This window comes from Streptomyces sp. NPDC059785 (genome assembly GCF_042732375.1).
In the GTDB taxonomy this organism is placed as follows: Bacteria; Actinomycetota; Actinomycetes; order Streptomycetales; family Streptomycetaceae; genus Streptomyces.
Genome location: NZ_JBHWHV010000007.1, coordinates 186,510 through 210,129 on the forward strand (window position 1 = coordinate 186,510; position 23,620 = coordinate 210,129).

21 protein-coding genes are annotated in these 23,620 nt (G+C 71.3%); 10 read left to right on the plus strand and 11 right to left on the minus strand.

Annotated features, from left to right (window positions below):
* Positions 1-67: 67 nt before the first annotated feature.
* A complete protein-coding gene (locus ACFV6E_RS08025) occupies positions 68-709 on the plus strand; it encodes a nucleotidyltransferase domain-containing protein (protein ID WP_385459963.1) in 642 nt (213 codons plus the stop codon).
* Between the two features lie 45 nt (positions 710-754).
* Here ACFV6E_RS08025 and ACFV6E_RS08030 read toward each other — a convergent pair whose 3' ends face one another.
* The 4 genes from ACFV6E_RS08030 to ACFV6E_RS08045 form a co-directional block, all read right to left on the minus strand.
* Positions 755-1,573, minus strand: coding sequence for a class I SAM-dependent methyltransferase (locus tag ACFV6E_RS08030; protein WP_385167912.1), 819 nt, complete (start codon positions 1,571-1,573; stop codon positions 755-757).
* A gap of 128 nt (positions 1,574-1,701) precedes the next feature.
* Entirely contained in the window at positions 1,702-2,736 is a 1,035-nt protein-coding gene (locus ACFV6E_RS08035; protein WP_385459965.1) for a hypothetical protein, read from the minus strand.
* A 375-nt stretch (positions 2,737-3,111) separates the two neighbouring features.
* A complete protein-coding gene (locus ACFV6E_RS08040) occupies positions 3,112-3,525 on the minus strand; it encodes a VOC family protein (RefSeq protein ID WP_385167866.1) in 414 nt (137 codons plus the stop codon).
* Between the two features lie 48 nt (positions 3,526-3,573).
* Complete coding sequence (locus ACFV6E_RS08045) at positions 3,574-3,981, minus strand: helix-turn-helix domain-containing protein (protein ID WP_385167868.1); 408 nt, start codon at positions 3,979-3,981, stop codon at positions 3,574-3,576.
* Positions 3,982-4,133: 152 nt separating this feature from the next.
* On the opposite strand from ACFV6E_RS08045, the gene ACFV6E_RS08050 reads away from it, so the two are divergent.
* Positions 4,134-4,925, plus strand: coding sequence for a hypothetical protein (locus ACFV6E_RS08050; protein ID WP_385167869.1), 792 nt, complete (start codon positions 4,134-4,136; stop codon positions 4,923-4,925).
* Here ACFV6E_RS08050 and ACFV6E_RS08055 read toward each other — a convergent pair.
* The 3 genes from ACFV6E_RS08055 to ACFV6E_RS08065 form a co-directional block, all read right to left on the minus strand.
* Positions 4,922-8,503: a protein kinase gene (locus tag ACFV6E_RS08055; protein ID WP_385459967.1), complete on the minus strand. Its 3,582-nt coding sequence runs from the start codon at positions 8,501-8,503 to the stop codon at positions 4,922-4,924. The genes ACFV6E_RS08050 and ACFV6E_RS08055 overlap by 4 nt on opposite strands.
* 1 nt (position 8,504) lies before the next feature.
* On the minus strand, positions 8,505-9,500 hold the full coding sequence (locus tag ACFV6E_RS08060) for a serine/threonine-protein kinase (RefSeq protein WP_385459969.1): 996 nt from the start codon (positions 9,498-9,500) through the stop codon (positions 8,505-8,507).
* Positions 9,501-9,816: 316 nt separating this feature from the next.
* Entirely contained in the window at positions 9,817-10,806 is a 990-nt protein-coding gene (locus tag ACFV6E_RS08065; protein WP_385459971.1) for an LD-carboxypeptidase, read from the minus strand.
* Positions 10,807-11,025: 219 nt separating this feature from the next.
* Between ACFV6E_RS08065 and ACFV6E_RS08070 the strand changes: the two genes are divergently transcribed.
* Complete coding sequence (locus tag ACFV6E_RS08070; protein WP_385459973.1) at positions 11,026-11,766, plus strand: class I SAM-dependent DNA methyltransferase; 741 nt, start codon at positions 11,026-11,028, stop codon at positions 11,764-11,766.
* A 129-nt stretch (positions 11,767-11,895) separates the two neighbouring features.
* Here the strand turns inward: ACFV6E_RS08070 and ACFV6E_RS08075 are convergent, their stop codons facing one another.
* Complete coding sequence (locus ACFV6E_RS08075; RefSeq protein ID WP_385459975.1) at positions 11,896-12,603, minus strand: hypothetical protein; 708 nt, start codon at positions 12,601-12,603, stop codon at positions 11,896-11,898.
* A gap of 358 nt (positions 12,604-12,961) precedes the next feature.
* On the opposite strand from ACFV6E_RS08075, the gene ACFV6E_RS08080 reads away from it, so the two are divergent.
* Positions 12,962-13,636 carry a hypothetical protein gene (locus ACFV6E_RS08080; protein ID WP_385167879.1) on the plus strand — a complete coding sequence of 225 codons (675 nt, stop codon included), beginning with the start codon at positions 12,962-12,964 and terminating at the stop codon, positions 13,634-13,636.
* A 93-nt stretch (positions 13,637-13,729) separates the two neighbouring features.
* Complete coding sequence (locus ACFV6E_RS08085; RefSeq protein WP_385167881.1) at positions 13,730-14,620, plus strand: hypothetical protein; 891 nt, start codon at positions 13,730-13,732, stop codon at positions 14,618-14,620.
* 194 nt (positions 14,621-14,814) lie between these two features.
* Here the strand turns inward: ACFV6E_RS08085 and ACFV6E_RS08090 are convergent, their stop codons facing one another.
* Together ACFV6E_RS08090 and ACFV6E_RS08095 are read right to left on the minus strand one after the other, a co-directional pair.
* Positions 14,815-15,468 carry a TetR/AcrR family transcriptional regulator gene (locus ACFV6E_RS08090; RefSeq protein ID WP_385167882.1) on the minus strand — a complete coding sequence of 218 codons (654 nt, stop codon included), beginning with the start codon at positions 15,466-15,468 and terminating at the stop codon, positions 14,815-14,817.
* A gap of 225 nt (positions 15,469-15,693) precedes the next feature.
* Positions 15,694-16,587, minus strand: a complete 894-nt coding sequence (locus ACFV6E_RS08095; protein ID WP_385167884.1) for a TauD/TfdA family dioxygenase — start codon at positions 16,585-16,587, stop codon at positions 15,694-15,696.
* Positions 16,588-16,835: 248 nt separating this feature from the next.
* Here ACFV6E_RS08095 and ACFV6E_RS08100 point away from each other — a divergent pair, with 248 nt between their 5' ends.
* From ACFV6E_RS08100 to ACFV6E_RS08120, 5 genes are read left to right on the plus strand one after another with little or no spacing between them, the layout of a single operon-like run.
* Positions 16,836-18,305, plus strand: a complete 1,470-nt coding sequence (locus tag ACFV6E_RS08100) for a radical SAM protein (RefSeq protein WP_385459977.1) — start codon at positions 16,836-16,838, stop codon at positions 18,303-18,305.
* A 6-nt stretch (positions 18,306-18,311) separates the two neighbouring features.
* Complete coding sequence (locus ACFV6E_RS08105; protein ID WP_385167888.1) at positions 18,312-19,751, plus strand: hypothetical protein; 1,440 nt, start codon at positions 18,312-18,314, stop codon at positions 19,749-19,751.
* 57 nt (positions 19,752-19,808) lie between these two features.
* Complete coding sequence (locus tag ACFV6E_RS08110) at positions 19,809-20,807, plus strand: TauD/TfdA family dioxygenase (RefSeq protein ID WP_385167890.1); 999 nt, start codon at positions 19,809-19,811, stop codon at positions 20,805-20,807.
* A 5-nt stretch (positions 20,808-20,812) separates the two neighbouring features.
* The gene (locus ACFV6E_RS08115) at positions 20,813-22,099 is read left to right on the plus strand and encodes a hypothetical protein (protein WP_385167892.1); all 1,287 of its coding nucleotides are present in this window, start codon (positions 20,813-20,815) and stop codon (positions 22,097-22,099) included.
* 5 nt (positions 22,100-22,104) lie between these two features.
* On the plus strand, positions 22,105-22,878 hold the full coding sequence (locus ACFV6E_RS08120) for a phytanoyl-CoA dioxygenase family protein (RefSeq protein WP_385167894.1): 774 nt from the start codon (positions 22,105-22,107) through the stop codon (positions 22,876-22,878).
* A gap of 12 nt (positions 22,879-22,890) precedes the next feature.
* Here ACFV6E_RS08120 and ACFV6E_RS08125 read toward each other — a convergent pair whose 3' ends face one another.
* Positions 22,891-23,592, minus strand: coding sequence for a hypothetical protein (locus tag ACFV6E_RS08125; RefSeq protein WP_385167895.1), 702 nt, complete (start codon positions 23,590-23,592; stop codon positions 22,891-22,893).
* Positions 23,593-23,620: the final 28 nt, after the last annotated feature.

Consider the following 23,620-nt stretch of genomic DNA (forward strand, 5'->3'; position numbering starts at 1 on the left):
TGCATGGACCGTCGCGGCACTCATCAGGAACCGGCCGGGCGGTCGAGACCGTTGATAAGTTACTGCGATGAGCGAGCACTTGCCCGGCGACGCCGTCGAGTTGTCACCCGACGAGATCGAGAACCTGCACGCCCGATGGTCATCCTGCTGGGCCCCGAGTGAGGTCGCGCAGCGGTTGGCCGGGGTCGACGCGCCCTGGTGCGTGGCCGCGGGCTGGGCGCTGGACCTGTTCCGCGGCGGACAGACACGCGCGCACGGGGACATCGAGATCGCGATCCCGGCCGCGAGCTTTCCCGAGGTCGTCGACCGCTTCCCCGGGTACGTCTTCGACGGGGTGGGCAGCGGCCGGATCTGGGAGGACGTCACACCGGAGATACTGGCCGCCGTACATCAGACGTGGCTGCGCGAACCGGCCACCGGCAACTACCTGCTCGACGTGTTCCGAGAACCGCACGACGGCGACACCTGGATCTGCCGACGCGACGATCGGATCCGGTTTCCCTACGGCGACATCATCCACCACACCCCCGACGGCATCCCGTACCTGGCGCCCGAACTGGTCCTGCTGTTCAAGGCCAAGCACGTCCGGCAGAAGGATCAGGCGGACTTCGACGCGACCGTCCCCCACATGTCCCCGGCTCAACGCGACGCCTTGGCCGAACTGGTCGCTCGCGTGCATCCGGGGCATCGCTGGCTCGCGGATCTGTGAGACGACAGTGTCGAGAGGCGGTCATGCTGTGAACCGACAGACGCTCTACCGGCGGATCGCCGAGATCAGACCGCCGGGCCGCTCCTCGCGCTGCGGCAGGGTGCTGAGGGAGCGGCCGTAGGCGGCGGCGCGGTCGCGCAGGGTGTGGCTCTCGGCCTCCCAGCCGTGCCCGGCCAGCCAGCCGACCGGGTCGTCGGGCATCTCCGAGACCCACATGGACGCCGCCGATCCCGGCGCGGCATCCGCGCCGCCGAAGCGCTCGATCACACCGCGCGAGCCCAACGTCAGCCCCATCCGGCTGCCTTGCGCCGACTGCGCGCTGATTCGGGCCAGCAGCAGTTCCACCGCGTCCTCGGGCAGGTAGATCAGCAGTCCTTCGGCGATCCACACGGTCGGTACGGCCGGGTCGTGCCCCGCGGCGGCCAGCGCGCCCGGCCAGTCCTCACGCAGATCCACCGCGACGGTGATCCGCTCGCAGCGCGCAACGGCACGCTCCCGGCGCAACACCGAAGCCTTGAAGTCCAGTGGGGCGGTGGTGTCGACCTCGAACAGCCGGGTGCCCTGCGGCCAGTCCATTCGGAAGGCCCGGCTGTCCATGCCGGCGCCGAGCAGCACGACCTGCCGGACCCCGGACGCGGAGGCCTCCCGCAACAGGTCGTCGAGGAACTTCGTCCTGACAACGATGGAGACCGACACGGCCAGCCGGCGGCGGCGCGCGGCCTCCTCCTCGGACCGTGCCGGCGGAGAGGGCCACAACCCGCCGGCGGCGGCGAAGGCCTGTGCCAGGGGGTCGCGGAACAGCGCGTTCTCCCGCTCGGTCTCCAGCGCCCGCACCCTGGCCACGCCCACCGCCGTGGCCCACACTCCCGACGGCTGCACTTGCCCCTGCTCAGCAGTCACCGCGCCAGCCTAGACGATCGGTTCCGAGGAGCCCGATGGAGGCGACGCCGGTCTGCGGTCGAAAGGGGCTACCCGGTCCCGGTGGGTTGCCCCTACTCGCTGATGCCGGGGTTGCTCGCCAGAATGTCCTCGGCGGTCCGCCAGAGGCGGGGCAGGAAGCGGGTGACTTCTCCGGCGCGGTGGAGGATGTCCTCGGTGGAGCCGATGCCGAGGTCGGTGACGGCTGCCCGGAACGCCGGGGCGAGGGCGTGGTGAAGCTCCGGGGCGTCCGCGGCCAGGATGGTGTGACAGCGTGCGAAGGTCGCGATGATCCAGAAGACGGCTTCGTGGTGGTCGCCGCGGTCGATGAGGTCCTGGCTGCCGTCGATCGCGATCGGCCGTGCGGCCTCGGTGATGTCGCTGCTGAAGAAGAACGGGGTCTTGGCGACGTCGGCGGTGGCGTCGAAGGTCGCGGTGAGTTCGTGCAGATGGTGCTGGATGCGTCGGGCGGACAGGTGCCGGCAGCCGAGGAGGTCCAGCAGTTCGGGGTAGAGGCCGGGATGGCCGTAGTCGGTGAGCACGTCGCGTGCGGCCAGGTAGCGCAGGCGCACGGTGGGATTGCGCAGGGCGGCGACCAGCAGCACGTGAGTGTTCACGCCGGTGGGAAAGAGCCAGGCCGTCACCTGCTCGTGGAACGGCGCCGAGGAGTCGATGGCCGCGAGCCGGGTTTCGATCCGGCGGCGGGCGTCCTGGCATCTGCGGCGGACCCAGGGCCGGGTGGCGAACTCGGCCGAGACGCGCGCCTGCAGTCCGCGCAGGTGGCCGGTGGGGTCGTCGATGATCGTGTCGGTACGGAAGCTGCCGGCCAAGTGGTAGGAGGCGAGGACCTCGTCGGCGGACTGGAGCTGCGACCAGGGAAGGTAGCTGACCTCCAGCAGGGTGTCGCGGTAACGGAGCTTGCCCGGTTTGACGGGTGGGTCGTCCTGGGCGGTGACGACTATGTCGATGTCGGAGGAGGGCGGCAGCTCGGCATGGTCCGGGAGCCCGACGGTCGAGCCACTGAAGTACGCTCCGCGGAAACCCGCTACGGACCGGGCATGCCGGGCCACCCACACGGCTGCGTTGCTACGTCCCAACCCCACTTGCACAATGCGTCCTTCCTCGCTGGCGAGTGCGGAATCTACATCGTTGCCGTGTGCCGCGGCAGACGATCGTGGTCGTCCAGCACGGTGTGGGGTTCGGGCATCTGCCGCCTTCGGGGAAACCAGTGAGCTTGCGCGACGGGCGTCGCGCGGCGTGCGGCGTACGGCGTACGGCGTACGGCGTGCGGCGTGCGCGTCCGGAACCGTCGCCGCCGAGCACTGGTGGGCGCTGACCGCCGAAATCGCGCGCTCGACCTCCTGCGCGAGGACGTCGCCGAGTACCCCCGCTCGGGTACGTGGACCGCAACTTGCTCGGCCGCTGAGGCTTCCGCGGCTCTCCTCCCCCGGTCGACGGCGGCCTGCGCCCTCACGAAGTGCCGATCACGCCTCCTTCAGCTGCGTGAAGCGGATGTTGTTCCCGAACGGGTCCCTGAGGCCGCAGTCGATTCCGTACGGGCGCTCGGTGGGCTCCTCGGTGAACTCCACGCCCTTGCCGCGCAGCGTCTCGTACGTCTTGCGGCAGTCGTCGGTGCTGAAGATGAGATGGCCGCCCGTCGCGCCCTTGGTGAGCAGCGCGCGGACCTGTTCCGCGGTCTCCTCGGACAGGCTCGGCGCGCCGGGCTTCTCCAGCAGGATCTGGCGCTCGGGGTGGCCGGGGACACTGACGGTCAGCCAGCGCATGAAGCCCAGGTCCGCGTCGGCGTTGACCTCCAGGCCGAGCTTGCCGACGTAGAAGTCGAGGGCTTCGTCCTGGTCGAGCACGTAGATCTGCGAGTGTGTGATGGCTGTGAACATGTGCGTCACTCTACGAGCGGAGTCCTACGACTACTTATCCAAAACTGCTCAGTCCACCGACGCTCCGGTGCCCGGCCGCATCCACGCCCTCGTGAAGCAGGTGGGGACGTCCGCGGTGACGGCCCGCTTGCGGTACTCCCTCGGCGACTTGCCGACGATGTCGCGGAACGTACGGCTGAACGTGCCGGGGCTGCCGAAGCCGACCTCGAAGCAGATGTCCGTCACGCTGCGGTCGGTCTCCCGCAGCAGGAACATCGCGCGCTCGACCCGGCGACGCTGCAGATAGCGGTGCGGTGTCTCGCCGAACGTGCTCCGGAAGGTCCGCGTGAAGTGGGCCGGGGACACATGGGCGATCCGGGCCAGCGCCGGTACGTCCAGCGGCCGGGCGTAGGCACCGTCCATCACGTCCCGGGCCCGGAGCATGCGACGGTTGGACTCTTCGGCGGCGCGGCTCACGGCGCCATCACATCACGACGACCACGGCAGCGCGCACGGTTGTGGACAGCCGGGCCCGTCCTCGGACAGCCGGGCCCGTCCTCGGGCGGGCGGTCGGGAACTTCCGTCGGGCGCCGGTCGTCTATCTGTGACAGCGGAGCGGAGGTCGGGGGATGCCCAGGAAGCAAGCGGGCAGATTCGTGTACTGGTCGGAGCGGCTCGTCGACGAGGTGATCGATTCCAACGGTATTCGTATCGACCCGCGTCTCAAGTCGATCGTCAAGGTCGGTGCCGGTGGTGCGGGCGTCGAGCTGTCCGCTCATGAGCGGAGCAAGGTGAGTCGTTTCGAGGTCATGAAGAAGGTCTCGAAGAGACTGGGCGGTGGCGACCCGCTCTCCGAACTCGACGCTCCCGGACCGCTCGCCTTCGTACAAGGACAGGGGCGGGCCGATGTCACCGAGTTCAGGCGAAGCGGCCTCGGCGCGGATCACGATCACCGTCAGGAGTCGTGTCTCGTGCATGTCCTGACGGCAGGCAAGCGCGGTCACCGGGTCGATCTGTGCCTGTTCGGCAGCCTCGGCAATCTGACCGGATACACCGCCCCGCAGGACCCGGACCCGGGATGGACGTCCTCCGCCGCTCCCGCGATCGACGAACTCGTGGCCTCCAGAGGGGCGAGAATCCCCCGCGCCTACGACGACGAGACCGTTGCCGTCGAAGCGCTGAGAACCGCACTGCATCACGGGGCGGTTGGGACGGCCGGTGAACCGCCCGGCCGGCCGGTGCGCCCCGGCACCCACGCCTACACCGTCGCGGGCATCGAGTCCTGCCAGTACGCGGCCGTGGTGTACAAGGACGTGACACTCACCCCGGACCGTTGGGACTTCGAGGGCGAACCAGCGCTGAACGGCGCCCACCGCATCCTGGTGGGCGCCCCACTGTGGCTGCGGGCCGTCGGCTCCTAGGCGGTGCCCTGCGCGCCCAGGTCCGCCACGGAAGCGCGGGCCCGCTGGACCCAGCGAGCGGCGTTGCGCGGGTCGTGGCGCCGTGCCTGCTCGTGGAGTGCGCGCAGCGCGGCGCCCACGGACGCCTCGTCCCCGCGCATACCGTGCAGCACGACCGGTGCGGACAGCGCCCGCAGGTACCGGTCGACGAGGTCGCGCCGGCCGTGGTCGACCACCAGGGTGCGATACGCGGCGATCCCCTGGGCGAAGCCCCGCGCGGCGGCCGCGTCACGGCCGCACATCATGGCGAACGTGCCGAGCCGCAGGGCCGCCTCCCCGCACAGGTGCTCGGCGCCCCCACGGGGATACCTGCCGCTGAGCCATACGAGCTTGCCCACGACCTGCTCGATCAGCAGAGCCGCGTCGTATCGCCCTCCCTGGGCCCCGATGTCGCACGCCGAACCCAGGTCGCCCTCGAGCGCGGCGAGCTGGGCGGGAAGACCGGCGGGTGTGACGGCGAGCAGCGAGCGCAGCGCCTGCTGCTGGTTGCTCAGCGCCTCCGACATGAAGGCGTGCACATCGCCGCCCCTGCGGTGTACGGGTTCGGGCGACTCGGGCAGCCACCGGGTCGCGAAGCGGGCGGCGCGGCCGAGCGCGGGATCGTCGGTGGCCAGGCCGCCGTGCAGCGACAGCATCCGTTGCAAGGCACGTTCGGCGCCTTCGAGGTCGCCAAGGCAGAGCAGGTTGGTCGCGAGGGTGCCGGTCACGCGTGCGGCCTCCACGACGAGATCGCCCCGCCCCTGGGCGATCAGCGTGGAGTACTGGTCGACCGCGGCGCGCGCGGCCTCGGCCGCCTCCGGGTGCATGCCGAACTGCCAGCGGGCACTGGCGAGTCGCTGGGCGCTCTGGGCGAGTTGCGCCGACGGGGGGTGGGTGCCGGGCGACCGCGCGAGGGCGGCGGACGCGGCTTCCTGCGCGCCCAAGGCCTGTTCGTAGGCCCCGAGGTCGCCGAATGCCGCCGCCAGGGTCTCCAGAGTCAGTACGTACATGGGGGCCGTCGCCGGTCGCAGGGCGGGGTCGGCGTCGTCCGCCTCATCGGTCTGGCCGCCTGTCACGCCCGTACCGTCCGTCTCGCCGGGTGTGTGCAGGAAGCCGAGTGCCTGCTCGCACGCTTCCAGCGCCTCCTGCGGGCGGCCGGCGCGCCGCAGCCACACGGCCCGGCAGCGGTGGACGGCCGCCGCTTCCGGGTCGGGGACGGTCGCGGCGTACTCGGACCCCGCAAGGATGTCCAGCGCCTCGGTGAGATAGCGCTCGGCCTCGTCTGGCGCGCCAGCGTCCAGCGCGATGTGGGCCAGCTTGGACAGCGCGTGGAGGAACCTGGGGCCCCATACGCCCAGGCCGTCCAGTGCGGCGAGGCGGCGCCACAGGTCGAGCGAGGTGCGGGCGTGTGCGAGGCCCTGTTCCGGGTCCTCCAGGATGCCGACGAGGTTGGCGAGGTTGTCGCGGGCTTCGGCCAGGTGGTCGGCGTCGGCGGCGTCGCCCTCCAGGAGTACCGCCTGTTCCAAATGGCCCGCCGCTTCGGCGTAGCTGCCGCGTGCGGCCTGTACCCGACCGTCCGTTTCCTCGTCCCTGCCGCGCAGGATCAGCGCTTCGCCCAGGCTTCCGGCCAGTTGGTGGATTCCCTCGTCGCGGACCATGGGGGTCAGCACCTGTACGGCGGCGGCCGCCTGCCCCGGTGTCCCCCGCCGCGCACGCTGGACGCAGACGGTGGCACGCAGCTCACGCGCGTGCCGGTCGGCCGGCGCCCGGCGGAGGTACCGGCCCAGAAGGGCGTCGATCTCCCGCCACAGCTCGGCGGCACGCTGCTCGTCGCCACGCGTCTCCTCGACGGCCGCGAGGTTGCTCAGGGACGGTACGACGTCGAGCGGGTCGTCGGACGCCGCGAACTCCTCGGCCGAGGCCTCGTACAGCTTCGCGGCCCGTGCTCTGAGCGCTGCCCGGCGCTGCGGGGAGCCCCGGTGGCTCCGGTCGCTCCGGTCGGACAGGACATTGGCCTCGAGAAGCAGGGCGTGCCCCAGGACGCCCTGGTCGCGCGGTCCGCCCGGCAGGCTCCGCGCCAGGGCCACGGCCCGCTCGGCGGTGTCAAGGGCGGCGGCGAGATCACCGGCGCGGCGCTGGAGGCGGCACAGGGAGCCGAGGACGACCGCCAGCAGGTCCCGGTATTCGCCGGTGAGGCGGCCGATGAGGTCGGCGGCCGTACGGTAGTGCGCGAGGGCACCGTCGACGTCTCCGAGCGCTTCGAGTACCCGGCCGGTCTCCGCCACGCAGCGACCGCGTGCGTACGCCGTTTCCTCCGCGTCCTGCTGCTGCCTGGGCAGGCCGTCGAGGACGCGCCCGGCCTCCCGCAGCGCGCGCAGGTCGCCGAGCAGCTGGGCGCGCGGCCCGCCGACGTCGACCGGCCAGAAGTCCACGGCGTCCCGCTCGTCGAGGCCCGCGGTGCGGTAGGCGTAGTGCACCAGGGCGCGCGGGTCGCTCCACGTGCCGCCGCCGGGGGCGCGCCGCTCGTACCGCGTTGCCTTGCCGCCGGGGCCGGTCGGTGCCCCGGAGGGTGGTGCCGCCGCGAGGGGTTCGCCGGTCTCGTCCTGGGCGATCCGGAGGACGGTCTCGGCGATGTCGCCGAGCGGATGGGGGCGTTCGCCAGGTTCCTTGCTGAAGCAGCGCTCCAGCAGGTCGGCCAGGGCAGGGGGTACCGCCAGCGACTTGGCGGTGAGCGGCCGGGTCCGGGCGGCTTGCAGCACCAGGCCGGCGACGGTTCCAGCGGGCCAAGTCCGCTCGCCCACCAGCAGTTCCAGGACGGTCACGGCCCAGCTCCACACGTCCGCCGGGACACCCACCCGTCGTCCCTCGGCCTGTTCCGGTGACGCGTACGCGGGTGTGCCGGAGGCAGCGGCGGAGACCTCCAGGGAAGCCTCGGAACCAGGGCCAGGGGGATGCAGTTCCTGGCGCAGCAGACTGCGGATCAGCTCGCGCTCCTGCTCATCGGTGTCCGGCACGTCGGAGACGTACTGGATCACCGCTTCGAGCTGCATGCGCTTCTCGCCGTCCCACGTCGGCGCCACGGCCAGCCCGAAGTCGGTCAGCCGTACCGCGCCGTTCTCGTCGACGAGCAGGTTGGCGGGCTTGACGTCCAGGTGCAGCAGCCCGCCCTCGTGCGCGGCCGCGAGGGCCCACGCGGACTGGGCCGCCGCCGTCAGGACACGGCGCAACGCGGCTCGTTCCCCGCCCTCGTACAGGGCGCCGGAGCGGATCCGGTCGGCGAGGGAGCCGCCGGGGGCGTACTCGCTGAAGACGGCGACCTCGTCGCCGACGCTGCGGGCGAACCGGCAGGGCGCTATGTACGGATGGGCCGGCAGGTCGATCCAGCGCCGTACCTCGGCGAGGAGTCTGCCCTGGTGCGCCGGATCGGCGCTGTGCAGCCGCTTGACCGCGTACTGCTCGCCCGTACGGCGTGAACGGACGAGGACGACACCGGCGAAGCCCCCGCTGCCCAGCGGCCGTTCCACCGTGAACTCCCCCAGGAACAGGCTGCCCGCCTCCATGTCAGCTCCCGCCCAGTGCGGCGCGCAGTTCCTCGGCGGTCGGGAACCCGCCGCCCGGTTCGTCGTCAAGCGCGTGGTCGATGACTTCGCACAGCCCCGGCGGCAGGGTGACGCCCCTCTTGGCGACGGGCACGACGGGACTCGTGGCGACGGCGAGCCAGGGGTCCCAGCCCGGCGGCAGATCACGCGGGGTGGCCCCGGTCAGAACGTGGTAGAGGGAGGCGGCGGTGGACCACACGTCGACCTCGGGCGTCGCGTACTTGTAGTTGATGAGCTGGGCCCTCGGCATGTAGGCGGGCGTGCCCATGACCGCGCCGGTGCGGGTCAGCCCGCTGAGACCGGCACTGTCGTACGCCTTGGCGAGGCCGAAGTCGGCGAGCTTGGCCGTCATCGGGTCATCCGTCATCGAGCCGCCCGTCATCGGACCGACCGTCATCGGGCCGTCGGGACCACGGGCCAGCAGAATATTGTGGGGCTTGATGTCGCGGTGGACGAATCCGTGCTCGCGGTGCACATGGTCGAGCCCGGCCAGGACACCGTCGAAGAGCTCCAGGGCCTGCTGCACCGGAAGCGGTCCGTCCCGCCGCACCCGGTCGGCGAGACTGCCGCCTTCGCACATCTCCATGACCAGGCAACAGGCCGCGGATTGACCCGCGGATGCGGGTGCGGTCTGCGACCCGGATGCGGTCGCGATCTGCGACGCGGATGGGGTCGCGATCTGCGACGCGGGTGCGGATGGGGTCTGCGACGGTGATGCCTCGCCGTCGCCCGGTCCTGGCTGCTCCACCCCGATCACGCGCACCACGTGCGCGTGGCGCAGCACCGTGCAGACTCTCACCTCCCGGGCGAAACGGGCCACCTCCTCGTCGGCCCCGGCGGGGGCATGGATGACCTTCAGAGCGCGGCGCTCGCCGCTGTGGCTGTGCACGGCGGCGTACACCACGCCCATGCCGCCGCGCCCCAGTTCCCCCTCCACCACCCACGACCCGAACCGCACCCGGCACCACTCCCCCGCCTCGGCCGTTCCCGGTCAATCCAGGCCAATCCCGACCGACCGATGCATCCAGGCTAGCGGCAACGGAGTTGCAGGGACGGAACGTCGTGAGTGTCAGACAGCACTGGCAGGACAGGACCGGCGGGACAGCACCGGCGGGACAGCACCGGCAGGCCGCAGAACATGACGGATCGCTTCCGTCCGTCCGGGCCTGCCGATGTCCGACACGACTCGGACCGATGTCCGGAGGACTCGGACCGATGTCCGGCAGAACTGGGACCGATGTCCGGCAGGACTCGGTCTCAGCCTTCACTCGGACTCAGTCTTCCGCGACCGCCGGCTCGAGCAGGGACAGCGTCTGGTTGTCCGCGTCCAGGTCGGCCCGTACGCCGATCGGCAGCGGCAGGTTCGGCGAGGTGTGGCCGAAGTCGACCTGTGCGAGAACCGGGATGTCACGCTGGGCCAGGACATCGAGGACCACGTCGCGCAGGTTCGCGCGCTGTCCACCGTTCTCGTAGGGCTCGACCTCGGTCGGGATGCCGACGACCATGCCCGCGATCCGGTCCAGCACACCGGACAGCCGCAAGGTCTGGAGGTCGTTCCAGATGCGCGAGACCGGCCGCTGCAACTCCTCCCAGAACAGCACAGCGCCGTCGAACAGTTCGGGGGCCGGTGCGAACGGCGTCGCCTGGAGGAGGATCAGACGGTTCAGCAAGCCGCCGAACAGCGGTCCCTGCGCACGGCCCGGCCGCCAGGTCTCCCAGGCGCCCGCCGCGGGCAGGGCGCCCGGCGCCTCGGCCTTGGTGAGCACACGGGTGTAGAGGTCGACGAGCTCGGAGCGGCGGGCCTCGTCGCCCAGCGTGTACCAGTCGCTGCCGAAACCGTGGGTGGCGATGTCGGCGTGGAAACCGACGAGGCCGGTCCTGGCGTGCAACGCCATGTGCAGCAGCGAGATGTCGCTGTAGCCGATGATCGGCTTCGGATCGGCCAGGATCGCGTCCGTGTCGATCAGATCGAGGTAGCCGATGGTCGCCTGACCACCGGTGTGCGCGACAATGGCCCGCACCTCCGGGTCCCGGAGGTGCGCATTGAGTTCGTCGGCCTGCTCCGCCGGAGTGCCCGCCGCCCACCAGCGGCTCCGCGCCGGGTCGACCATCGGGCTGACCCGCACGCGAAAGCCCATCCGCTCGAGTACGGCCACACCGCGGGCGAGCAGTGGCTCCTCACCCGGCTCGAGCTGGCCCGAGGGCGCGGTGACGACCACGAGGTCGCCGGGACGAAGCGCGCGGGGCCGAAGAATCGCAGGCATGTGGGGTCTCTCCTTGTTGATCAATACTGGCGACCAACAAGTACCCTACGGTCGATATTCCTCCTCATCCCGCTTCACCGACGTGGCCCCCGAGCCCGTAATCGCGGATCGGAAGCCGGTGGAAGCAGTGGATCGGAAGGCGGCGGAAGTAACGGATCGGAAGGCGGCGGAAATAAATGCGTCGACAGCGCCCCTCGGCACCCGGCAGAGTAACCGCCCGTGACGAGCAGTGAGCTGTGGACCCGAGCGACCGCCGACCGTTACGACGCCGAGGATGCCGAGATGTTCTCGGACGCCGTTCTCGACCCGGCCCTCGCCTTCCTCGCCGAGCTCGCCGGTGACGGCCGGGCGCTCGAGTTCGCCATCGGCACCGGACGAGTGGGCGTACCCCTCCGGGCACGCGGCGTGCCGGTAGTGGGTATCGAACTGTCCGAGCACATGGCAGCGGTCCTGCGACGCAAGGTCGACGAGGACACGCTCCCGGTGACCATCGGGGACATGGCCACCACCGTCGTCCCCGGCGAATTCGCCGTCGTCTATCTCGTCTACAACACCATCTCGAATCTGCTCTCGCAGGACGAGCAGGTCGAGTGCTTCCGCAACGCCGCACGTCATCTGACGCCCGGCGGCCGATTCGTCATCGAGTTGGGCGTGCCGCCGCTGCGGTCCCTGCCACCCGGCCAGGTCGCGGTGCCGTTCGACGTCTCCGCACAGCATCTCGGCTTCGACACCTTCGACCTGGTCGAGCAGGTCCTCGTCTCGCACCACTTCACCCGCGACGGTGACGACGGCCGCTACCGCCGCAACAACTCCCGCCACCGGTACGCCTGGCCGGCCGAGCTGGACCTGATGGCCCGGATCGCCGGACTGGAGCTGGAACGCCGCGTCGCGGACTGGGACGGGACGCCGTTCACCCAGGACTCCGCGAAGCACATCTCCGTGTGGCGCAAGCCGGCCTGAGGCCGTCCACCGGGCCGTCGACGTGGGCGTGCCCGCCCGGCGGAAGCGGTGGACCGGCGATCACGGCGAGGCGTGACGAGGCCCCGAGCCCGGCACAGCCGCCGGTCGGGGCCTCTGTGTTGTCGCAGCTCAGCCGAGGGTGGCCCCGAACAACCCGCTCTCGGCCTCTTCAGCGGTCATCTGCACCGTGCCGCGGTGGCTGACCTCGACCTTGTAGAACTTCTCGCCCTTGGGCACGTCCGGGACGGCCACCGCGAAGGTGCAGTCGTACGCGTCCGAGTCGTAGGTGGAGTCACCGAGGCTGCCGGTGGCGACGACGTCACCGGCGGCGCCGTACACGGTGACGGAGGCGCCCTCCTGGATGTCGTCGTAACCGTCGAGTCCACCGCAGCCGTCGTCGCCGCTGGGGGCGACGCTGTCGGTGAGCATGAACTCGCCTTCGAGCGTGAAGGTGCCGGGGTCGCCGGGTCCGCTATGAGCGGTGATCGCCCAGACGCCGCCGACGATCCCGGCTCCGACGACGAGGCCGAGGACGCCGGCGGCCAGCGGGCTGAGGCGTCTCTTCTGCCCGACCGGGGGCTGCGGTGGCGCGGGCGGCATGGCGGGGAGGGTGGGGATGGCGCCGGACGCCGACTCGGCGGCCGACTGAGTGGTCGGCGGTTCGGCCGACGGGGCGGCCGGTGAGGCGGTCGGTGGGTCGGCCGGCTCGGTGGTCGGTGGAGTGGCCAATGTGGCCGGTGTGGCCGGTGTGGCCGGTGTGGCCGGTGTGGCCGGTGTGGCCGGTGTGGCCGGTGTGGCCGACGGGATGGTGGGCTGCTCGGGAATGCCGTTCGTCATGGTCCCCCCTGGGATGTGATGGATCGGCAGGCTACAGGCGAATGATGTTGAAACCACCCGAGCGATTGAAGATTCACCAAAGCGAGATACGGCAGGTCAGGGGGGTGTGCGGTGGCGCATGCGTGCCGGACAGCTGAACGAGGCGCACCAGCGGCACCAACACATCACCACAGCCACCCACCCCGCGCGACAAGCCCAAGGCCGTCGCCGACAGCTGACCTGTTCACCGACTCCCTCACCGGCAGGGGGCCCAGGGCCCCTGCGTACTCTGGCCGGATGATGGATGCGGGGGACTTCCGGGCCGGTGACGTGTTGTCGGTTGCATGCGCCTTCACGCCGACGAGGGTCGAGCGGGGGGGTGACGTGGGACTACCTGGCGGTGCGATGGCCGTGGTGGGACATCGACACCCGCAGTGACTTCAGGCGCTGGAACGGGGTCGTGGCGTTGGGCGTGGGCGGCGCCGGGCACGTCGAGCCCCATGTGGAGGCGGAGCTGTTCCGCACCGATCCGCCGCCCGACCAGCTCGATGCGGGAGACGCCTGCCTGGTCGGAGTACCGCCGACCGTCGTGCACGTAACGGCCGTCGAGCATCACGACCCGCCGCTCGAGACGGGCAGCCTGCCCCGCCCGCACCTGACCGTGACCGTGCTGCGCCGCGGCCTGTCCTATCGCGAGTTCCCGGACGAGAGCCATCTCGACGGTTCGGGGTACCCCCTTCACCCCGGCGACGGCATCCCGTTCACCTTCGAAGTGCTGATGCGGCCCTACGCCTTCCTCCACCTGGGCGATGAAGTCGCCGACTGTGCAGGCCGGGGCCGGGCATGGCGCTTCGACGGGCCCTGGCACTGGACTCCCTTCGACGGAGAACCAGCCGGCGCGGGTCCCCAGTGGCCGCTCGTCCTGCTCACCCGCGCAGGGGTGCCATGCGCCGCCGAGGAGGCGGAGACAGTGGCCGCGAGCACGGCGAAGGGTTCGCACCAGGAGACGGTCCGAGACTGGATGTCGCTTACGCAGGCCTCCCCCACGCCATGACCGTGACGAAGCGTCCGAGCGGTGAGGGCGTTGTCAGTGCCGACGGATATGTTGCAAGTCGGCACGTATGCGAGCGGAGCGGGGGCGACGGCAATGGTGGTCGAGGTGGGGTACGCGCAGGCGTGGGACCTGGAGACCCGCATGCCCTGGCGGCCGATGTCCGTGCGGGAGGCCCGCGAGCGGGATGCCACCGGGCTGCCGTACGTAGTGGTGTACCGGACAGCGGACCGGGAAGCTCCGCTGGAGGTCCGGCTCGTCTCCTGGCGGGACCACTACGTCGGGCTGTGGATATACGACGCGCTGGGCCGCCGCACCTACGAGCTGGACCTGCGGCTGCTGGACGACCCGGCGCGACTGCTGTGCCGGTACGCCGACGCGTGGCACTACACCGGTCCGGAGATGACGGAGTTCGACAAGGCGTGTCCGCGCACCACCGTGGAGCTCTTCCCGGACGGCAAGGGCCAGCGGGAAGAGCAGCCCCGGGGCGAGGCCGGTGGCGCGACCGTCACCGTGCCCAGGGTCGGCGACGAGCGCTGGACGAACCGGCCCGCCTTCGGGGAATGGCCGCTGCTCTCGGCCCAGTTCCACGGACTGACGGAGCCGCCGGTCTTCGAGATCACCGAGCCGGCCGAGGCAACCGATCAGGCCGACAAGCCCGCACCCGACGCGCCCGACGCCTGTTGGCGTCCGCCGCTCCCCGCGCAACCCGGGCCGATCAGCGAGTTGTTCCGGCCCGGAACACGCGTGACCGACAGGTACCACCCCGAGATGACGATCGTGGAGCCGCGTCGTATCGGATCCCTACGCGTGCCCAGCGGACTGCTGGCCGTCTCCGGTCCGGACATCGACCACGGCGACGGACCGCACATCACGGTCCCCGTCCCGCCGGGCGAGTACGTTCTGGAGGAAGCGCCGGCGTCCCTCCACGCCCACCGCTACGAGTGGGAAGCTCGTGACGTCACGCGGATCTGCTGGTGTCTGTGAGGAACACCTGTACCTTGACCAGGGAGAGCTGAGCCTGGACTCGGACCAGGACGTGGGTCTCGCATCCCTGAGGTGGCGCTGTGACAACGGGTCCGGACCGGTTCTCGGGGCCATCCCGGCGAACCGCAACGCCTCCGCTTTCTGCCCGGTGAGGCAGTTGAGCGCGGCCGTGCGCTGACCTCCCAGGGCGCCGGTCAGTGTGTCGCTCCGCCCGGTCTGCTGATCACCGCGTCGAGGGCCTCGTCGTCCAGCGGTGGGCGGGTGAAGGTGAGGCGCGGGTTGCGCAGGCCGGCCAGGGCGATGTCGATGTGCCGTTCCCAGGCGTCGGCCGCATGGCCGTCGGCGGCGACGATGACACCGCGCATGCCCCAGATGACGGTCGCGACGTCGGACAGGGTCACCTCGCCGGTCACCGTGCCAGCCTCCATCCCCGTCGCCAGCAGTTCTTTGATGAGGGCGTACATCCGTTCGCGCTGGCCGGCGTCGGCGATCTCACCGAACCGGTGCGGCAGGATGCGGTGGCTGACGGCCAGGTGGAGGCCGACGGTCCGCAGAACGTACTCCATCTGCTGATCGGCCGGGAGCTGCCGGGCCTGCTCGATGTGGGCCAGGAGGCGGTCGTAGAAGGAGGCCGCCAGTGCCTGCCGGAGCGCCTCGGGGGTGGGGAAGCGACGGTAGAGGTCACGCGGGTCCAGGCCCGCCGCCCGGGCGATCTGCCCCATGCTCGCCCCGGGGCCGAGCTCGCGCATGGCCGCCGCCACCCGTTGCAGCAGCTGTCCGTCGTGGACCGCGAACTCCTGGGCCCGGGCATCCGGCGGACCGGCGGGGCCGTCCTGGTCATCGCTCACGGCTACATCCGATACGGTCGGGCCGCCCTGCGATCGCGAGCCGGCCACGGGCGGGCCGGGCAGGCCGTCAGCGCACGGCCGCACCGGTCCCGGGGGTCGGTCCCGTTCTATCCCCTGCCGGCGCGAACACGGCGGGCCCACGCCGGACGGCCCGGCACGGCGACACCCACCCGCGCCCCGAGACCGGCGTGCTCACCGTGCGGCCGTCACCGTCTTCTGTCGTTGCTACGAGCGCGAGCCCCGCACCTTGACCCGCATGAGGTGGCGGCCGGTGCCCGCCGGTCCGACGTCGGTGCGGCCGTGCAGCAGGCGGCGGTTGTCCAGCAGCAGAAGGTCGCCCGTGCGCAGCAGGAAGACCGTGGGGAGGTGCTGCCGCGCCAGTGCGCGTTCGAAGGCGTGGAGCGCGTCGGCGTGCCGGGCGTCCAGGGCGTGTCCGGGCAGTCGCACGCCCGCGGTGACCCGCACCGGGCAGTACCGCACAGCAGTGTCGCCGTCGTCGGAGACCGTGAGGATCGGGTGGGTGGTGGCCGACGGCGGGGCGGTTGCGGGCGGGTGGGGGACGGCGAAGGGGTAGCAGGGGTCCTGGAGTGCTCGGCGGTGGCCGTGGTCGGCGATCTCCGCGGTGACGTCCGCGGCGCTCACCAGCGCGGTCCGTCCGTCGCCCGTCGGGCTCGGGCGGACGCACAGCAGTCCGAGGTAGGCGTGCGGGTGCGCCAGCAGCGGGGAGTCGGTGTGGAACGGGTCCGGGTCCCGGTAGGGGCGCGCCTCGCTGTCGACCACGTGGTGCACCAGGGTGTCCGGGACGGGACCGTTGTGGTGCGGATCGACCCGGCCGAGGGCTGCTGCCGCGACGACCAGCGCGGTGGCGTCGAGCGGGAAGCCCTCGACGACCACGGCGAGCGAGGTGCGTACGGCGGTGACGGCGTCGGCCAGCAACCGGCGCAGTTCGGGGCTTGTCGCCCGGGCTCGGCCCAGGGCCTCCTGCTGCGCCCGTTCGCCGCTCAGCTGCTCCAGTCGCCGGGCCGGGCCGAGGTCGGCCAGTGCGGCGATCGCCGCACCGGTCAGGGTGAGGCGGGGCGGCCATGTCGTGGCAGATGTCGAAGCAGAGTTCTGAATCACCGCTCCCAGCCAATCGCGTCGTCCGTCGGCGCTGTTCAAAGGGGTTGTTCGAAGAGGCTGCATAAAGGTCAACCGCATCGAACGCTGACGCATCCACTTATACCGCTCGCATCACGTCCTTTATGCAGCGTATTGACCTTACGCGCCATGTGCTCCTATTCTGTTCAATTGATATTGATATCCGAATCGTGAACGGTCATCGTCCGTGTCCCTTCTGGCGGCTGTGGGCCACCCGGAGTGACGCACGCATGGGGGCCGGCATGGCACACGCCTATGACCGGGGGAAAGCGCTCCGCGGTCTCGCCGAGATCGATCCCGCGTATCCCGTGCCGAGGGTGTCGTCGTTGCTCCGTGAAGAACGCAATGCCGAACTCTTGGGATATTTGCAGGCCGAGGCGTTCACTCATGTCTTCACCGGAGACATGGGAAGCGGGCCGGAACAGTTCTTCCACGACATGGACCGCGCATTGCGCGAGGCGCCCTCCTTCCATCTGTGGGCGGATATTCCGCTGTGCCGCTACCGCTGCCACTTCTGCCAGTTTCCGACACTCGTGACCAGCAGCCGGACCGAGGCGGCCGACACGACCGCGCACCGGTGGGTGGACGCGAACATCGCGGAAGCCCGGTCCTGGGCGGCGGAGGTTCCGGCGCTGCGGACCACCCCGGTCGGTGAGTTCTGCCTGTTCGGCGGCACGCCGAGCGTCCTGCCCGCCGCCGAGATCGTACGGCTGGTGGATTTCTACCGGGAGACGTTCGCGATCGGTGAGCGGACCTCGATGCGGGCGGAAGGAAGCCCGGACTCCCTCACCGACGACGTCCTGCGTACCCTGCGCGAGTTGGGTTTCACCGCTCTCTCCTACGGCATCCAGTCCCTGGACGACCGGCTGCTGGCCATTGCCAACCGCCGGCACACCGGGGAACAGGCGCTGCGGGTGCGTGCGGCGGCGGAGCGGTCGGGTTTCGCCAGGGTCGACGGTGATCTCGTCTGGGGCCTGCCCGGACAGACGGTCACCGGTTTCCTCGACGACGTCGACCATATGATCGAGGCCCGGTTCAGCACCGTCGTCGCGATAAAGCTTCATCTGCGCTCGTTCCACGACGTGGAATCGGCTATCGGGCATGTTTCTCCGGCTCCCTGGGAGAACACGCGCGTACGCGAGCAGTTGGCCCGACGCGGCTACCGGTGGCCGTCATTGGGGCAGCAGTTGCAGATGCGCGAGGGAGCCGTCGACCGGCTCACCGCCGCCGGTTATTACGAGCACCCCACCACGTATTTCCCCCGGCGCGAGGTGGGTCCGGAGCTGTGGCGCTCGCTCAATCTCGACCAGGACAAGCAGGTGCCGCAGGTGGGCATCGGGCTGGGTGCCTACAGCTGGTGCGGGGATGCGGAGGCGAACGCTGTGGCCGTACCGGGGGACTATCTCCGCCTGGTCGAGAAGGGGGAAATCCCCTTGGAGAACGTCACGACGGTGAGCGCGGACCATCGTGAGGTGCGTGCGGTGCAGATGGCGCTGTCCACCTGTCAGCCACTGTTCGAGGGCATCCATCGTTCCCGTTTCCCGGGCGGTTCCCTGCTGTCCGGGAGGTGGGGCGCGCTGTTCGGTTCGCTCGCCGAGCGCGGGCTGGTGCGGATCGACCGCGGCGCGGGCAGCGTCGCCCTGACCGAGGCGGGTGCCACCTTGGTGGAGGCCGTCATGAACACCGAGCTGGGCCGGTGACACCGGGTGCGCATCGGACTGGTCTGCGGGGACGGAGTGCCGGCCAGCGGCCTGCTGACGGTGTTCCGCAACGTGGTCGAACTCGGCGTCGACCTGCGACTGCTTCAGACTCCGGTACCGGCGGAGCTGGGCTACTCCTGGCGCCCCGACAAACCGGCCTTCTTCCCGTACGGGCCCGCGCGGCAGGAGCCGTACGCGCTGCTGGCACCCGACCGGCACCCGCCGCCCGTCCTCGGGGACACCGGCCGGGCGGCGGCCGAGTGGACCACCGTCCGGGCGGCGGCCGAGTGGACGGCCGTCCGGACGGCCGTGGCGGACGGTGCCGTACTGGGCCCCGCCGACCGCGCCCGGCTGCACGCCCGCATCGACCGCATGGCCGCCCCCTACCAGGACCGCTTCTCCCGGTGGCTGCGCCAGAACCGGATCGACTGGACGGTCGCGGTCAACATGACCCTGTCCGACGCGGTGCCCGTCACCAAGGCCCTGCACGCCGCGGCACGCGATCGATACCGCGAGAACCGGTCCGGTGGCGTGCTCTTCTGGGACCACGACCTGTTCGGCAGTTGCGCGGTGTACGACGACGGCGTGCGCATGTACCCGCAGCGCCCCAACGAGTTCACCCCGCTCCCGCGGGCCGGTCCGGGCGTGCGGTGGGCGGTGGTGTCCGAGGCGCTGGCGAAGGAGACGGCGAGCTACCCGGTGCCCGAGCCGGCGCGCGTGGTGCCCAACATCCCACCGCGGGTGCCCGCCGGACCGCTGGAGCCACGGCACGAACAGTTCCTCGCCCGTCTGGCCCTCGACCGCCGCCGGCCGATCCTGCTCAACCCGGTCCGGGTGTTCCGGGTCAAGGGGGTCGAACTCGCCCTCGAACTGCTGGCGGCGGCCCGGTCGGCCGCCACCGACCGCGGCCTGCCCGCCCCGTACCTGCTCGTCTTCGGCAGCCTGGCGGAAGACCCGGGCTACGCCGACGAGGTGCTGCGCACCGCCCGGTGCCTCGGCCTCCTCTCCGACGTGCGCTTCCTCGACGGTGTCCCGCTGTGCAGCGTCCGGGACGCCACCGGCGCCTGGCTGCTGGACGAGACGGACCTGCTGCGGACGGCCGCGGCGAGCGGCGGCGCGGTCGTCTACACCCCCAACACCGGCGACGTGGAGACGGTCGGGCTGGGCCCGGCACTGGCCGCCGCCGCGGGACTGCCGTGCGCGAGTACGCGGTACGCCGCCTTCACGCCCGTCTACGGCCCGGACTTCTTCGTCGTCCCGGTGGACCCCGGCCCCGCCGGTATGACCCGGGCGGGCGCCGAACTGGTGACGGCCATGCGGGCCAACCGCGCCGGTGAGCCCCGCGTGGTGGACGCCGTACGGCGCAACCGGCGGATCCTCGAGCGCCGGTTCCCGTCCGGTCCGTGGGCCGAGTTGCTGACCGAACTGGCGGCGAGCGCCGGATAACCGGCCGTGCCGCACCGCCCCCGGCCGGCCGGCCCAGGACGGTGGAAGGGAGAGCACATGCGTCGGACCGCGCCCGCCCCCGGGATCCGGGAGATCGTGCTCACCGCCCGGGAGACACACCTCGCGGACCGGATCGTCCGCCGGCTCGTACCGGAGTACCGCGGCACGGACGAGACCGGCCTGCCGGCTCCGCTGACGAAGCTCGCCGGGCAGCGGGGCGTCCTGCCGGCCCGCCTGCTCGGCGCGCTGGCCGGTGTCCGGGCCCGGCTGGGACCCGCGGTCACGGTGGTGCGCCGGCCCCGCCCGGACGAGGACGTCGGCCCGACGCCGTCGCACTGGCGGCTGCGCGGGTACGCCGACACCGCCGCCCACGACCTCTGGCTGGCCCTGGTGTCCCTCCAGGTCGGCGACCCGGTCTGCTGGCAGACGCTGCAGGAGGGCAGGCTCTTCAACGACGTACTGCCGATCAAGGGCCAGGAGTACGCGCAGACCGGACACAGCAGTGTCGACGTGCTCGATTTCCACGTCGAGGACGCCTTCGACGACGACCGCTGTGACGTGCTGGCGCTGCTCTGTCTGCGCAATCCGGACGCCACCGCGACAACCGTCGCCACCGCCGACGCGCTCCGCCTCGACGCGGCAGACCGCGAACTGCTGCGCCGGCCGTGCTTCGCCATCCTGCCCGACCCCGAACACCTGCGGCCGAGCCGGTCCGCCGCCGCCCCGGCCGCCATGTGGCGCCCCGTGCTCTTCGGCGACTCGCCGCCGTATCTGAGGGTCGACCCGGCCTACACCACCACCGCTCCCGGCGACGACGCGTCCGCGCGGGCGTTCTCCCGGCTCTGCCACCGGCTTCAGCAAGCACTCGTACGGGTACGGCTGCGCCCCGGCGATCTGATGCTCATCGACAACTACCGGGCCGTGCACGGCCGGGACCCGTTCGCGCCCCGCTACGACGGCACCGACCGCTGGCTGCGCAAACTCACCCTCACCTTCGACCTCGCACGCTCCAGCGCCCGCCGACGGGCCGGGAGCCGGGCCCTGCCCCTGACATGACGGCCGTGACGCGAGCGGACCCGCGGCCGGTGTCGTCCCGGTTCAGGTTCCGGTTCGTCAGCCGCGGCCGGCAGAGCGACGAACTGGTGGTCCTGGCCGTGCGCTCGCTGCTGTACTGCCACCCCGGCGCCCGCGTGGTCGTGGTCGACGCCAACGACGGCCCCCGCCTGGCCGGTCAGCACTTCGGCCGCGGGACCATCGACGTCGTCCACCTGTCCCCCGGTGACGATCCGGTCGCACGCGCCGCCGGCCGGGGCACCGCCACCCACCTCTTCTACTGGCGCCACTCGCCCGCACTGCGCGACAGCCTGCCGCCGTGGCGCGGTTACGACGTCCATGCCGACGCCGACCTGCTGTTCCTGCGCCCCATGGACCTCGGGGCACTGGAGGGGCCACTGGCCGAGGGGCGCATCGCGGCGGTGGTCGACGAGTCGACCATGGACTACTACGGCGAGCTCGGCGAGGTGGCGTCGCTGCCGGTGGCCGACCTGCTCGGTACGCCCGGCGAAGGCGGCCCGCTCCTGCAAGCCGGCCTGATCTTCAGCAACCCCGCCGACGACGGCGGGCTCTACGACCTCCTGTGGCGGTTCGCGACGAAGGCGGCCGAGGCGGGCGTCCTGGACGCGGTGCCGAGCGACGACATGGGTGCGGTGTCGTCGCTGCTCGGCCGGCGGGGCCCGCTGTGGGAACGGCTGCTGGCCCTGGGCCACGAGTGGAACTACATCAGCGGTGCCCTGAAGGATCCGGGGGTGTTCGGCTGCGTGGCGCATTTCGGCGGGCGGCGGGCCAAGAAGTACCTCCTCGCCCAGAGCGGCACCCTGTTCCCGCCGGACGCCTGCCCCGGCCGTGCGCCGTGGGGCACGGTACGGGCCCCCGGTCCCCCTTGTCGCCCCACGGTCCACCGCGGTGTGTGGCGACGGGCCTGGCTCTCCCCCGACGGACCGGAGGGGCGGACGGAACCGGTCCCGGGCGCCGGTGTCGAGACCGCGCTGCCGTTCAGCCTGTCCTGGCGGATTCCGACGGGCACATCGTCGGCGCTGGTCAAGGGTGCTGTCCGGGCCGGAGGCCGTGGCAGACCCGCCCAAGGCCCCACGCCCACGGTCCTGTTCGTCTACCTGGACGGCCACCTGCTCGACCGCTTACCGGTGGAGGACCCGCGCTTCCGCTGCCCCGTCCGCCTCGGTCCGGCCGAGACCGTCACCCTGATCGGCGTCGGCCCCGCCGGGGAGGACCGCACCGTCCGCCTGGACGACCCCTTCGGCCCACCCCGAGTACAACGGAGGGAGACCTGAGACGTATGCCGTTGCTTCCCGTCCGTAGCGGACCGCTGTCCCCGAAAGAGCTGTACCTGTTCGACACGATGGGATACCTGCGGATGCCCGGGTTCATCAGCCCGGCAACCGCCGAGGACTGCCGTGCCGAGGTACGGACACTGCCCTCGCACCTCATGAAGGGCAGAGGCGACAAGGAGCGGTTCGACGACCTCACCAGGCACAGCGCCCGCTTCGACGCCCTGGCCAGGAGCGAACCGCTGCTGGACTGCGTACGCCCGGTGATCAACCAGCCGTTGCGCCTCATCGAGAGCTACGGCCTGCGGCGCACCGGGGACAGCAGGTTCTACCTGCACAACGGCTTCAGCGAGGTGTTCCCCTACGGGCGCGGTCGCACGGCGCGGCGGAACATGAGCTTCCAGCACACCTACCACGACGGCCATCTGTACTGCATGTTCGTCAAACTGCTCCTGTACCTCACCGATGTCGCGTCGGCCGAGGACGGGCCGTTCTGCTGCCTCCAGGGCTCGCACAAGGCCAACTTCCCGTGGTTCCCCGACACGAAGGCTTTCTCCCGCCGCCCCGCTCTCACGACAGAGAATTTTCCTTCGCTCGACATCGTGCCGGCCGGGACGGGAGATGCCCTGCTGCTCAACGAGGCGCTTTTCCACGGCACTCTGCCCAAGAGCACGGAGTGCGAAAGGCTGGTCCTCGCGTTCAGTTACGCACCGGCTTTCGTGACCGACTGGGCGGAAATCGACGTCGATTCGGAGGACATCGCCAAGGTCGGCCATTACTGACGTCTACTGACGTCAAAAGCGCACGTGCACGACAGTGGCGTCGGCGGTGACACCGGAACGGGGCCACCGGACGCATCGCGGATCGAGCGTCTCGAACGCCCGCACCTCGTCGACGAGCACGTGCGGCCCGTCCTTGGCGAGGGTGTCCATCACCTGCTCCCAGACCACGACGCCGAAGGTCACCAGCCGGGCGGCGCCGCTCGACAGCATGGCGACCTGCCGCACCTTCCTCAAAGCCACCCGGCCGGAGACCGGCCAGTTCGCGGCAGATGCGCGGCCCGTGCCGGTGCCGTCGGTGCCGTCGGAGGCGGCAGTGGCATCGGTGCCGTCGGAGGCGACCCGGAGGCCGTCCGGCAGGTCCAGGACCACCACCGTGTCACCTATGACCAGCCATTCCACCTCCCGGCCGACGACCCTCACGAAGGCGGCGGCAGGCCGACGCCGACTGCCACCGCGGGCGCCGGGGGTGCCGGGGGTGCCGGGGACGATCCCGCGTACCCCCCGGACCTCCCGCTCGGCTCCGGGCAGGCACGACTCGATGGTGAGCGAGGGATCGGCCAGCCGGCCGAGGACCGCGCACCCCAGGAGATCCGCACACCCCTCCGCCCAGGAGCCGCCGCCGTCGAGCACCGCGGCGGTACCGGCGGTCACGCCCACCCAGTTCCCGGCGGACCGGTCGCTGTCGGCGGCAAGAGTGACGCATTCGGCTCGCATTTCCCCTCACCGTCCCCACGGTGTCTTT

What these genes read in the sequence shown, in the direction of transcription:
- ACFV6E_RS08125 (WP_385167895.1), bottom strand. Translation starts at nt 23,592, where the DNA reads ATGCGAGCCGAATGCGTCACTCTTGCCGCCGACAGCGACCGGTCCGCC.
- ACFV6E_RS08055 (WP_385459967.1), bottom strand. Translation starts at nt 8,503, where the DNA reads ATGGAGGCGGGCAGCCTGTTCCTGGGGGAGTTCACGGTGGAACGGCCG.
- ACFV6E_RS08040 (WP_385167866.1), bottom strand. Translation starts at nt 3,525, where the DNA reads ATGTTCACAGCCATCACACACTCGCAGATCTACGTGCTCGACCAGGAC.
- ACFV6E_RS08065 (WP_385459971.1), bottom strand. Translation starts at nt 10,806, where the DNA reads ATGCCTGCGATTCTTCGGCCCCGCGCGCTTCGTCCCGGCGACCTCGTG.
- ACFV6E_RS08025 (WP_385459963.1), top strand. Translation starts at nt 68, where the DNA reads ATGAGCGAGCACTTGCCCGGCGACGCCGTCGAGTTGTCACCCGACGAG.
- ACFV6E_RS08100 (WP_385459977.1), top strand. Translation starts at nt 16,836, where the DNA reads ATGGGGGCCGGCATGGCACACGCCTATGACCGGGGGAAAGCGCTCCGC.
- ACFV6E_RS08120 (WP_385167894.1), top strand. Translation starts at nt 22,105, where the DNA reads ATGCCGTTGCTTCCCGTCCGTAGCGGACCGCTGTCCCCGAAAGAGCTG.
- ACFV6E_RS08110 (WP_385167890.1), top strand. Translation starts at nt 19,809, where the DNA reads ATGCGTCGGACCGCGCCCGCCCCCGGGATCCGGGAGATCGTGCTCACC.
- ACFV6E_RS08085 (WP_385167881.1), top strand. Translation starts at nt 13,730, where the DNA reads ATGGTGGTCGAGGTGGGGTACGCGCAGGCGTGGGACCTGGAGACCCGC.
- ACFV6E_RS08075 (WP_385459975.1), bottom strand. Translation starts at nt 12,603, where the DNA reads ATGACGAACGGCATTCCCGAGCAGCCCACCATCCCGTCGGCCACACCG.
- ACFV6E_RS08050 (WP_385167869.1), top strand. Translation starts at nt 4,134, where the DNA reads ATGCCCAGGAAGCAAGCGGGCAGATTCGTGTACTGGTCGGAGCGGCTC.